This window comes from Nocardia alni, from assembly GCF_019038435.1.
In the GTDB taxonomy this organism is placed as follows: domain Bacteria; phylum Actinomycetota; class Actinomycetes; order Mycobacteriales; family Mycobacteriaceae; genus Nocardia; species Nocardia alni.
In genome coordinates this window covers 61,524-75,131 of record NZ_JAGPOX010000027.1, presented here as the reverse complement: position 1 = coordinate 75,131, position 13,608 = coordinate 61,524, and the positions used below count along the sequence as shown (strand labels likewise).

Below are 13,608 nucleotides of genomic sequence, written 5' to 3'. Positions count from 1 at the left end.
GCGGCCGATCTGCCGGCAAATCCAGCTGATCCGGCAAACCCGCCAACTGCTCCCGCCAGTAAGCAACCTGCCTAGCCGACAACGACTCCGGATCATCCTCCGACCCCAGCACCTCACGCTGCCAGATGCTGTAATCCGCATACTGCACCGCCAACGGCGCCCAACCCGGAGCAACACCCGCCGCACGAGCCGCATACGCGGTCATCAAATCCCGCGTCAACGGCCCCATCGACGAACCATCACCGGAAATGTGGTGCACCACCACCGCCAGCACGAACTCGCGATCATCGGCGGATGTTCCTGTCGCACCGCTGATCTCGAACAATGCCACCCGCAACGGCACCTCGGCCGTCACATCGAATGCCGCCGAGAAGAACTCGGCCAACGAGGTCTCCAACGCGGCCGAATCGACCGTCCACACGGCCAGTTCGGGCACGGACTGCCCCGGCGGCAGAATGACCTGCGCCACGCCCTGCTCAGTCTCCGGGTACACGGTCCGTAGCACCTCATGGCGCGTCACCAGGTCGCCGACCGCCGCCCGCAGCGCCGCCACGTCCAGCCGGCCGCTCAACCGCACCGCCGCGGGCACGTTGTACGCCGCGGACTGCTGGTCGAACCGGTTCAGGAACCACATGCGCTGCTGAGCCAGCGACAACGGCACAACCTCCGGCCGCCGCACCGCCGTCAACGCCGCACGACCACCCTCACCGGCATGCCGCTCCACCCGAGCGGCCATGCTCTCCACCGTCGATGCCTCGAACACCACCCGCACCGGCACCCGCGCATCCAACGCGGCCCCCACCCGAGCCACCACCTGGGTGGCCAACAACGAGTTGCCGCCCAAAGCGAAGAAGTCATCATCGACACCGACGCGCTCGACACCCAGCACATCAGCGAATACGCCTGCCACGACCTGCTCGATCGGAGTCGACGGCGCACGGAACACCGCACCTTCGAACTCCGGCTCCGGCAACGCCTTACGGTCCAGCTTGCCGTTCACGTTCAACGGCAGCGCATCCAGCACCACGAACGCCGCGGGCACCATGTACGAGGGAAGCGTCGACGCCAATTCCGACTTCACAGACGCCACATCAACCGTAGCGGCCGACACCAGGTATGCGACCAGCCGATCACCAACCCGCGGATCCGACTTCGCCAACACCGCAACCTGCGCGATCCCCGGCAACGCCAACAGCGCCGCCTCGATCTCACCCAGCTCGATCCGGAAACCACGAATCTTCACCTGGAAGTCCGTACGACCCCGATAATCCAGCTCACCGTCCGAGTTCCACGCCACCAGATCACCCGTGCGGTACATGCGCTGGCCTGCGCCGAAGGGGTTGGCCACGAACCGATCCGCAGACAGATCCGCACGACCGAAATACCCACGCGCCAACTGCGCACCAGCAAGATACAACTCACCCGGAACACCAACCGGAACCGGACGCAACCGCGAATCCAGCACATAGACACGGCTGTTCCACTCCGGCGCACCGATCGACACTGCGGCCTGATCGGCATCGGTCACCTGGTGGCTGGTAATGGACACCGCCGTCTCGGTGGGCCCATACAGATTGAACAGCACACCCGCGTTGCCCCGGCGGAACCGCTGCGCCACCGAACCCGGCAACGCCTCACCGATCGCCAACACCCGCAGCAGTGAATTCGGCAGTGCCCCTTCCGATACCGTCAGCAACCCATCGAGCATCGACGGCACGACGTGCAGCGTGGTCACCGACTCACGCGCCATCAACTCGTTCAGATACCCCGGATCCTGATGACCGTCAGGCGCGGCGATCACCAGCCGGCCACCACACACCGCCGCAGTCCAGAACTCCCACACCGACAAATCGAACGTCGCCGCGGTCTTCAACAACACCGCATCATCAGCACCCAAGCCGAATTCAGCAGTCTCCCAAAGCAACTGATTCACGATCGCCGCATGCGGAACGGCCACGCCCTTCGGACGACCCGTCGAACCCGACGTGAAAATCACATACGCCGTATTCTCCGGCCGCAACCGGACGACCGACTCGCGGGCACCGATCGGCGCGTTGTCGATACTCGACAGATCCACCTCATCGATGCGGACCACCTGCACAGCGGCCGTATCGAACTCCGCCTCCGCGTTGGTCAGCACACAGATCGGCGCAGCCGTTTCCAGAATGTAATCGGTCCGCTCAGCAGCCTGATCCGGATCCACCGGCACATACGCACCACCCGCAGTGGCGACCGCATACATCGCCACCACCAGATCCACCGAACGACGCAACGCCAACGCCACCCGCGACTCCGGACCCACACCCAACGAAATCAAGTGCCGCGCCAGGCGATTCACGCGATCATCGAGCTCCGCATAGGTGACCCGCGCACCATCCGCGGCAACCAAGGCCACAGCACCGGGCGTCTCCGAGACGGTGCGACCGAGCAGAGACGCCAACGTCGCCGACCGATCGATCTCGTGCCCGGTCGCGTTGCGGCGCGATACCAGTTCCTCGACCTCACCCGTGACCAGATAGTCGATATCACCCACCGGTGCGGCGGGCGCGGCGATGATCTCGCCGAGCAGGCGCACGAACCGATCCACGAAGCCCTGCACCGTATCCCGATCGAACAGATCGGTCGCGTAGGTGAAGAAACCGTTCAGGCCGGCCGGAGTTCCGTCCTGGTCATAATCATCGGACACGATCAAATGCAGATCGAACTGCGAAGTCACCGTATCGATATCCAGCCCGGACACGATCAGCCCCGGCAACTCCAGACTCGCCTGCGCCAAATTCTGGAACGACAAACCCACCTGGAACAACGGATGCCGCGCCGTCGACCGAACCGGATTCAACACCTCCACAAGACGCTCGAACGGCACATCCGCATTCGCGAACGCCGCGACATCCAGCTCACGCTGACGCGCCAGCAGATCCCCGAACGACACACCACCGTCGACCTGCGTCCGGAACACCAACGTGTTCACGAACATACCGATCAAATCATCCAGCACCGCTTCGCCACGACCCGCCATCGGCGAACCGATCGCGATATCGTCCGTACCCGACAACCGAGCCAGCAACACCGCCAGCGCGGTATGCACGACCATAAACAACGTCGCGCCCTGCGAGCGCCCCAACTCCACCAACGCGGCATGAGTCGCCGCATCGAGACACACGTCGACCCGGCCACCGGCAAACGACTGCACCACCGGACGCGGCCGATCCGACGGCAACTCCAACTGATCCGGCAGACCCGCCAAGGCATCACGCCAATAGCCGATCTGCTTGCTCATCAGCGAACCGGGATCATCCTCCGACCCCAGCAACGCTCGCTGCCAGATGCTGTAATCCGCGTACTGCACCGCCAACGGCGCCCAGACCGGCACCCGTCCCGCGGCCCGGGCCGCGTACGACGTCATCAGATCCCGCGTCAGCGGACCCATCGACCAGCCATCCGCGGCAATATGATTCGCCACGAACATCAGCACGTATTCGGCGCTGTCCTCCTGATCCAAGCCGGTCTCGACCCGCAACAGCCTGACCCGCACCGGCACCTCGGCGCTTACGTCGAAGCCGGCGCCGACCAGCGCGGCAATGGTGTCCGGCAACGTATCCGGCCGCACCACCACCGGAGTCAGGTCCGTAATCGCCTGCGCGGCAGGCATGATCATCTGATACGCGACGCCGTCATGCTCCGGATACACCGTCCGCAGCACCTCGTGCCGCGCCACCACGTCGGCGAGCGCCTCGCCCAACGCGGCGACATCCAACGCACCGGAAAGACGCACGCCCACCGGCACGTTATATGCCGCCGACTCCGCGTCGAACCGGTTCAGGAACCACATCCGCTGCTGAGCCAGCGACAACGGCACCCGCTCCGGCCGCTTCAGACTGCCCAGCTCGACCCGATCACCATGAGTATTCGATTCCACGGCCGCCGCGAGCGCGGCCACCGTCGACGCGTCGAACAGCGTCCGCACCCCGACCGAGGCGCCCAGCGCGGCACTCAGACGCGCCGCGACCTGTGTGGCGAGCAACGAGTTACCGCCGAGAGCGAAGAAATCGTCGTCCGCACCGACCCGCTCCACACCCAGCAACTCCGCGAAGATATCCGCGACCAGCTGCTCGATCAACGTCACCGGAGCACGGAATTCGCGCGCGGCCAGCTCGGGCGCCGGCAACGCCCGGCGATCGAGTTTACCGACCGGAGTCAGCGGAATCTGGTCCAGCACCATGATCGAGGTGGGGACCATATACGACGGAAGACGTTCCGCGACATGGGCCGACAGCGCAGCGACATCGACCGCACGACCCGGCGCCGCGCGCACGTACGACACCAGCACGGTCGCGCCCGTCTCCATCGTGTGGCCGAGAGTGACCGCGAAGTCGACGTCGCCGTGTGCGGCCAGCGTGGCATCGATCTCGCCGAGTTCGATGCGGAAACCGCGGATCTTCACCTGGAAGTCGTTGCGGCCGACATATTCGATGACCTTCGCCGCGTCATGCCCGTCGGTGCGCCGCCAGCGCACCACGTCGCCGGTGCGATACAGGCGCTCACCGGGGACACCGTAGGGATCCGCGACGAACCGCGCCGCGGTCAGCTCGGTACGCGCGAGATAACCCCGGGCCAGCTGGATTCCGCCGACGTACAGCTCACCGGCGACGCCCTCGGGCACCGGATGCAGCCGACTGTCGAGAACCAGCGCCCGCATACCGCGGACCGGGCCGCCGATGGTGACCTGATCACCCTGGCGCAGCCGGTCGCTGATATTGGTGGCCACGGTCGCCTCGGTGGGACCGTAGGCGTTGTGGAAGCGCCGCACCGTACCCGAATTGACAGGTGCGACAGACCATTTGGTAACCAGGTCGGCCGAGAGCGCCTCACCGCCGGCGATGATGACCGCCATGCCCGCCAGCGCGATCGGATCCAGCGAGGCCAGCACCGACGGTGTGATCAGGCCGACCGTGACCCGCTCGCGGGCGATCAGCTCGCCGAGTTCGTCACCGCCGTAGGTTCCCGGCGGGACCACCACCAGCGCACCCGCAGATCCCAGAGCCAGCAGCAATTCTAGCACCGAGGCGTCGAAGGACGGGGAGGCGAAGGCCAGCGCGCGTGAATTCCGGTCCAGGCCATAGTGTTCCATCTGAAGCGTGGCAAAGTTCGCCAAGCCCGCATGGGTGACCATCACGCCCTTGGGCCGGCCGGTCGAACCCGAGGTATAGATGACATACGCGGTATTGCGCGGGTGCAGCACGCCGAGCCGGTCGGCATCGGTGATGGGCGCGGCGGAGCCGGCCGCCACCTCCGCCGCCAGCTCGGGATCGTCGAGCGAGAGCCAGCTGCCGTCCACGATCGGCGGCAGCGCGGCGGCCTCGGCGAGCAGCGTAATACCCAGCTTCGCGCCGGAATCGGAGATCATGTGCGCGATCCGATCCGGGGGATACGTCGGATCCACCGGCAGATAGGCCGCTCCCGTGCGAGTCACCGCCCAGATCGCCAGCACCGATTCGATCGACCGCGGAACGGCGACCGCCACCAGCATTTCGGGTCCGGCCCCGCGCGCGATGAGAGTGCGGGCCAGTCGAGTGGCGGCCTCGTCGAGTTCGGCGTAGGTCAGGGCTCGGTCCCGGAACACGACCGCTTGCCCGTCGGGATTGGCGGCCACCGCCGCGGCGATGATGTCGGGCAGCGTCGACGGCGCCACCGCGAGATCGCCGGTGCGGGTGAGTAGTTCGGTGCGCTCGGCGTCGGCCAGGATCCCCAGATCGCCGACCGGCAGCTCCGGCCGCTCCACGATCGCGTCCAACAGCCGCATGAAGCGCTCGGCGAAGACCGCGATCGTGGCCTCGTCGAAAAGATCACGGGCGAAGGAGAATTCACCCAGCATGCCGGCAGTCTCGCTGTCCGCCTCGCGCAGGGTCAGCGACAGATCGAATTTCGCGATCCCCGGGTCGAAATCGACAGGGGTGGCCCGCAAACCGGGCAGTTCGAAGTTGCGGTCGGGCAGGTTCTCGTACGACAGCGCCACCTGGAACAGCGGATTACGCGCCTGCGACCGAGCCGGGTTGAGCACCTCGACCAGCCGCTCGAAGGGCACATCGGCGTGCGCGAGCGCCTGCAGGTCGGTATTGCGGGTCTGTCCGAGCAACTCGACGAAGCTCGCGGAATCCCGTACGGGGGTACGCAACACGAGCGTGTTGACGAACATGCCGATCAGATCGTCCAGCGCCGCCTCGCCACGACCGGCGACCGGCGTGCCGATGGCGATATCGTCCATCCCCGACAACCGCGCCAGCAGCACGGCCAGGGCCCCGTGCATCACCATGAACAGCGACGCGTTGTGCCTGCGGCCCAACTCCACGAGCCTGGACTGGATATCGGGCGAGATCACGAACGTATGCGTGCCGCCCCGATACGTGGCCACCGCCGGGCGCGGGCGGTCCGAGGGCAGCACGAGCTCATCGGGCAGATCGGCCAATTCGTTGGTCCAGTACCCGATCTGAGTGGAGATCAGCGAATTCCGATCGTCCTCGGAACCCAGCACCTCGTGCTGCCACAGCGCGTAGTCGGCGTACTGCACGGACAGGCGAGCCCAGGCCGGCGGCTCCCAGTTGGTGCGCGCGGCATAGGCGACCATGACGTCGCGGGCCAGCGGACCCATCGACCAGCCGTCGGCGGAGATGTGGTGCACCACCATGCCGAGCACGTACTCGGTCTCACTGATCTCGAAAAGCCGTGCGTGCAAAGGCACTTCGTTGGTGACATCGAAGGACACCGAGGCCAGCTCGACAAGATGTTCGACGATATCGGCCTCGGCGACCGGGACCGGGGTCAGGTCCGGCACGATCCGGGCCGCGTCGAGCACGACCTGTATCGGGGCGCTGCCGGTCTCGGGGAAGACCGTGCGCAGCGATTCGTGACGATCGATCACGTCGATGATCGCGACCTGCAGCGCCGCCACGTCCAGGTCACCGAACAGCCGAATGGCCACCGAGATGTTGTCGACCACCGAGTCGGTGTCGAAGCGGTTGAGGAACCACATCCGCTGCTGAGCCAGCGACAGCGGCACCCGCTCCGGCCGCACGCGCGCGACCAGCGCCTCGCGGCCGCCATCTCCGACATGTGATTCCATGCGGGCCGCGAGCGCGGCCGCGGTGCTGGCGTCGAACAGCATGCGCACCGGCACCCGGATGTCGAGCGCGTTACCCAGGCGCGAGACCACCTGCGTGGCGACCAGCGAATTACCGCCCAGATCGAAGAAGTTGTCATCGATGCCGACCCGGTCCAGGCCCAGCACATCGGCGAAGACTCCGGCGACGATCTCCTCGGTCTGCGTGCGCGGAGCCCGGTAACCCGCGACACCGGCGGTGAACACCACCTCCGGCAGCGCCTTACGGTCCAGCTTGCCGGAGGTATTGAGCGGCAGCGCGTCGAGCACCATGATCGAGGCCGGCACCATATACGCGGGCAACTGCTCGGACAGGAACCTGGTCAGCTCCACCGGATCGACCGACATCCCCGGCACCGCAACGACATACGCCACCAGTTGCTGACCCGTCATGGTGTCGGCGACCAGCACCACGGCCTGGCTCACGGCAGCATGCGCGAGCAGATCGGTCTCGATCTCACCGAGCTCGATCCGCTGCCCACGGAACTTCACCTGGAAATCGGTCCGGCCGATGTACTCCAGCGCACCGGTGGAATTCCAGCGCACCAGGTCACCGGTGCGATACATGCGAGCGCCGGGCGCGCCGTACGGGTTGGCGACGAACCGGTCCGAGGTCAGATCGGCGCGGCCGCGGTACTCCCGCGCCAACTGCCGGCCACCCAGGTACAACTCACCGGGCGCACCGATCGCCACCGGGCGCAACCGCGAATCCAGCACGTACGCTTCGACATTCCATTCGGGCACGCCGATCGGAACAGTCTTCGTGTCCGCCTCGGTGACGGTCCTGTGGGTGACCGATACCGCGGCCTCGGTGGGGCCGTAGAGGTTGTGCAGGCCGGCGGCCGAGATCGTCCGGAAGCCCGCCGCCGTCTCCGGCGGCAACGCCTCACCGATAACGAAAACCGCACGCAGCGAGACACATTGGTCCCACGTCACCTGCGAAGCGAACACCGTCAGCATCGACGGCACGAAATCGGTGACCGTCACCCCGTGCCGCTCGATCATCTCGGCGACGTAGCCCGGATCGCGGTGTCCGTCCGGGGTCGCCAGGACCATTTTCGCGCCGACCATCAACGGCAGGAAGTAGCCCCACAGCGACACATCGAAGGTGGTCGCGGTCTTCTGCAAATAGACATCGGACGCGTCGAACCCGTACTGCCGCACCATCCACAGCTGCTGGTTGACGATCGCCCCATGAGTGACGACGACACCCTTGGGCCGACCGGTGGAACCGGAGGTGAAGATGACATATGCCGTATGCGAATCACGCAGCGGCGCCAAGCGATCGGCATCGGTCAGCGGGGCATCGGAATATCCGGACAGGTCGAGCCGGTCGATCTCGTGCACCGAAACGCCGGGGCCGGCCTCGAATTCGTCCTCGACGGTGCTCAGCACGCACACCGGACGCGCGCTGTCGAGCACATACTGGGTGCGCTCCACCGGGTGATCGGGATCCAGCGGCACATACGCGCCACCGGCGAGCGTCACCGCGTACATGCCGGCGACCAAATCCAGTGAGCGGCGCATACCAAGCGCGACAAGCGATTCCGGGCCGACCCCGAGTGAGATGAGGTAGCGGGCCAGGCGGTGCACCCGGGCGGCGAACTCGCCGTAGGACAGAGTCGTCCCCTCGAAGCTCACCGCGGGGGCGTCCGGGGTCCGAACGACCTGCTCGGCGAACAGCGAGGCCAGCGTCGTGGCCTCGGGCATCGGGACGGCGGTGGCATTCCAGGTATCCAGGACCAATACCCGCTCGGCCTCGGCGAGCACGTCGATATCGCCGACCGGCTTAGCCGGATCGGCGACCACCGCGTGCAATATCCGCAGGTAACGGTCGCCGAACTCGGCGACGGTCGCCGCATCGAACAGGTCGGTGGCATAGGAGACCACCGCGCGGACCCCCGCCGGGGCGCCCTCGGCGCTGCGCTCCTCGGTCAGCGTCCACTGCAGATCGAATTTGGCGATGTCGACGTCGAGTTCCTCGGCGGTCACCGACAACCCGTCCATCTCCAAGGTCGCGTACGAGAGCTCCTGGAAGGACAGCAGCACCTGGAACAGCGGATGCCGCGCCTGCGAACGGGCCGGGTTCAGCACCTCCACCAGTCGCTCGAACGGAATGTTCGCGTGCGCGAAGGCGGACAGATCGCTTTCCTTCGTGCGGGAAAGCAGTTCGATGAACGTCTCACCGGCGTCGATCTGCGAGCGCAGCACGAGCGTGTTGACGAACATGCCGATCAGGTCGTCCAGCGCCTGCTCACCACGCCCCGCGACCGGGGTTCCGATCGCGATGTCGTCGGTGGCCGAGAGCCTGGCCAGCAGCAGCGCGAGCGCACCGTGCAGCACCATGAACAGGGAAACACCCTGCGCCCGAGCCAATCTGGACAGCAGGATATGCAGGTCCGGATCGATGTCGAAGGTGATGCGGCTGCCGCGGAAGCTCTGCACCGGCGGACGCGGGCGATCCGCCAGCAGATTCAGCTGATCGGGCAGCCCCTCCAGAGCGCCCTTCCAATAGGCGATTTCGCGGCCGGTTATGGAATCCGGATCGTCGTCGGAGCCGAGCACCTCGCGCTGCCACAGGCTGAAGTCGGTGTACTGCACCGGCAGCGGCGACCAGCTCGGCGCCTCCCCCTTCGCACGAGCCAGATAGGCGGCGGTCACGTCGCGGGCCAGCGGCCCGAACGAGAAGCCGTCGGCGGCGATGTGATGCAGCACGAAGGCGAGCGCATAGTCGGCGCCGTGGCCGTTGCCGCCCGCCACCCGGTAGACCCGCACTCGAATCGGTAGCTCGCGCGTGACGTCGAAACCGGTCGAGGCGAATTCGATCAGCGTCGCTGCCAATTGGGATTCCGCGAGCGGCAGCGCCACGATGCCGAGGTCGATCTCCTCTACCGGCAGCACCTGCTGATAGCCACCGCCGGCCTCGGATTCGGGGAACAGCGTGCGCAGCGACTGCTGGCGCGTCATTACATCCAGCAGCGCCTCGGTCAGCGCCGCGATATCGACGGCGCCACGCAACCGCACGACGAACGGCAGGTTGTAGGTCGGCGCGGCCGGGTCGAACTGGTTGATGAACCACATCCGCTGTTGCGCGAGCGACAGCGGAACCGGCAGGCTGTCCGCCCCGGCGCCGAGTGCGACCAGTGGCGGCTTGGAAGTCTGTGCCGGCGTGGCGGATTCGGCCCGCGTGGTAATACCGGCCACGGTCGGGGTCTCGAACAGCGCCCGTACGCCCAGCGTGACCCCGAAGGCCGCGGAGATACGCGAGACCACCTGGGTGGCGACCAGCGAGTTGCCGCCCAGGTCGAAGAAGTTGTCGTCGATGCCGACCCGGTCCTGGCTCAGCACGTCGGCGAAGATCCCGGCGACGATCTCCTCGGCGTGCGTGCGCGGGGCCCGATATCCGGCGGCGTCGGCGATGAATACCGGCTCGGGCAGGGCCTTGCGGTCCAGTTTGCCGGAAGTGTTGAGCGGCAACGCGTCCAGCACCATGACCGACGCGGGCACCATATAGGCCGGCAACTGCTCCGCGACGAACCTGGTCAGGTCGGCCGGATCGACGGACATACCCAGGGCGGCAACGACATACGCCACCAACTGCTGCCCGGTCGCGGTGTCGGCGACCAGCACCACCGCCTGGTTGACGGCCGGATGCGCGAGCAGATCCGTCTCGATCTCGCCCAGCTCGATGCGCTGACCGCGGAACTTCACCTGGAAATCGGTGCGGCCGACATACTCCAGCGCACCGGAGGCATTCCAGCGCACCAGGTCTCCGGTGCGGTACATGCGCTCGCCCGGGAGGCCGTACGGACCGGCGACGAACCGGTCCGAGGTCAGATCGGCCCGGCCGCGGTAGCCCCGCGCCAGCTGCCGCCCGCCCAGATACAGCTCGCCCGCCGCACCCACCGCGGCCGGACGCAACCGCGAATCCAGCACGTACACTTCGACATTCCACTCGGGAGCGCCGATCGGCACGATGCCGGTATCGGCCGCGGTGGCCTGCCAGGCGGTGACCGAGACCGCGGCCTCGGTGGGGCCGTAGAGGTTGTGCAGACCCGCGTCGCTGATCGCGCGGAAGGCCGCGGCGGTCTCCGGGGGCAGGGCCTCACCGATCACGAAAACCGCTCGCAACGAGGCACATTGGTCACGGGTGGCCTGGCCGGTGAAGACCGTCAGCATCGACGGCACGAAATCGGTGACCGTCACGCCGTGCCGCGCGATGGCCTGCGCCACGTACACCGGATCGCGGTGCCCGTCCGGGGTGGCGATGACCAGCTTCGCGCCGACCATCAACGGCAGGAAGTAGCCCCACAGCGACACGTCGAAGGTGGTCGCTGTCTTCTGCAGGTACACATCGTCGGCCGTGAGGCCGTACTGATCCAGCATCCACAGCTGCTGATTCACGATCGCCCGGTGCGTGACGGCCACGCCCTTGGGGCGGCCGGTCGAGCCAGAGGTGTAGATCACGTAGGCGGTATTCGAATCAAGCAGCGGCGCAAGACGATCCGCGTCGGTGATCGACTCCTTCGAATATCCCGACATGTTCAGTGTGTCGATCCGCACCTCGCGCACGCCGCCCGGCAGCGCCAGCTCGTCGTCCGAGGCCGTCAGCACGCAGACCGGTGCGGCGGACTCCAGGATGTAAGCCGTGCGCTCGGCCGGATGATCCGGGTCGATCGGCACGTAGGCGCCACCGGCGGCCAGCACCGCGTGCATGCCGACCACCAGATCGAGCGAACGCCGCATGCCAAGGGCCACAAGAGATTCCGGGCCGACCCCGGTGAAGATCAGATACCGGGCCAAGCGGTTGACCCGCGCGGCGAATTCACCGTAGGTGAGGGTCCGGCCCTCGAAGTCCAGGGCGACGTTGTCCGGGGTGCGCCGCATCTGCGCGTCCAGCAGCGCGGTCAGCGTCGTCTCGGGCACCTCGTGCCCGGACTCGTTCCATTCGACCAGTGTCCGGTCGAGTTCGCCGTCGGTGGTGATCGGCAGCGCCCACAGGGCCTGGTCGGCGTCCGCGGCCAGGAACCGGTCGAAGAATTCCAGGAAACGCGAATGGTGTTCTCGCGTCAGGTCTTCGGAATACAGATTCGGGTTGGTCTCGAAGTCGATGCGCGAGCGCGTACCGCCCTCGGTCAGGTAGAAGTTGACGCCCAGATCCTCGATGCTGCCGGTGGACAGCACATGCATCTGGCCGACCATGTCGCCGAGCGCGATCTGGTCGTGGAACAGCATGATGTTGACCCACGGGCCGAAGAACTCCCGAGTGACCACACCGCCGTCGGCGCTGTCGCGCCGGATGTCCTCGTGCCGGTACCTCTGGTGCCGTAGCGCCCCGGATACCTCCACAGTCACGGACTTCAGCAGGTCGGCGACGGTGGTGCCGTAGCCAACGTGCAGTCGCAGCGGCACGATGTTGGAGGTCACACCGCCCGAGCGCCGCATCACGGCGGTGGTGCGCGCGGTGACCGGCAGGCTCAGGATCACATCCTCGGTGCTGGTCCACTGGGCGAGATAGGCGGCGAAGGCCGCGATCAGCAGTGCGGCCGGCGTCGAATCGTGCCGGGCCACAGACGCTTCCAGCAGCGCGCCGCGGTCGTCGGAGAGCACCTCGCTGGCGAGGCCGTTCAGCGGGGCGGGCGGGGCGGCGCCGCCGACCAGGCTCGTCCCGCCCTCCAGCCCGGCCACGCGCTGCGCCCAGTGCTCCCTATCGGACTGGAAGCGAGTGCTCTCCCGGTACTCGAACTCGGATTCGACCAGGCTGCGCAGGTCGGAGACCTTCAGCGGGGCGGGCTCGGTGCCGTTCACGGCCGCGGTGTAGTGCTCGGCCAGGCGGCCGACGTAGTTCATCGCGCTGAAGCCGTCCAGTGCGATGTGGTGGGCGCGCAGGTAGAAGTACCAGTGATCGTCGCGCAGCTGCAGGACCGCGAGCCGGACCAGCCGGTCGGTCACCATGTTCAGCGGGCGGCTGTACTCCGCGCGCATCCACTCGAGGGCCGCGGTCTCCGGGTCGTCCTCGGCGCGCAGGTCGACATAGAAGATGTCATCGCGGTCCGGAATCGTGGGGTCGATGTACTGGCGGGGCTCACCGTCGCGCTCGACGATGCACAGGAAGCCGGAACCGAACTCCTCCGAGGCATCGATGCTGGCCTGCCGCAGCAGGGGGCGATCCAGGCGCCCGTGCAGGTCGACGTACTGGGCGATGGTGACCGGCACCTGGGGATCCAGATGCTGGGCATACCAGATACCCAACTGCGCAGGCGACAGCGGGAAGAGCTCATCCCCGACTACCGGCGTGGCCGCGATCTCGCTGCCAGCTTCGCCGTTTCCGCCGAAATCCAGCCGGTCCAACCCACAACCTCACTTCCGGAACACCGCGTGGCGCTCCCCATGGCACACCAACGTGAACGCGTACCTATCCGGTGCGGCGTTCAGCGGTCGGGATGCCTTCG

1 protein-coding gene is annotated in these 13,608 nt (G+C 66.8%); it reads right to left on the bottom strand.

The features are described from left to right. Positions 1 to 13,507 (bottom strand): non-ribosomal peptide synthetase (locus JZ791_RS13325; protein WP_216894620.1); only part of this gene is annotated, 13,507 nt, incomplete at its 3' end. Positions 13,508 to 13,608 lie beyond the last annotated feature (101 nt).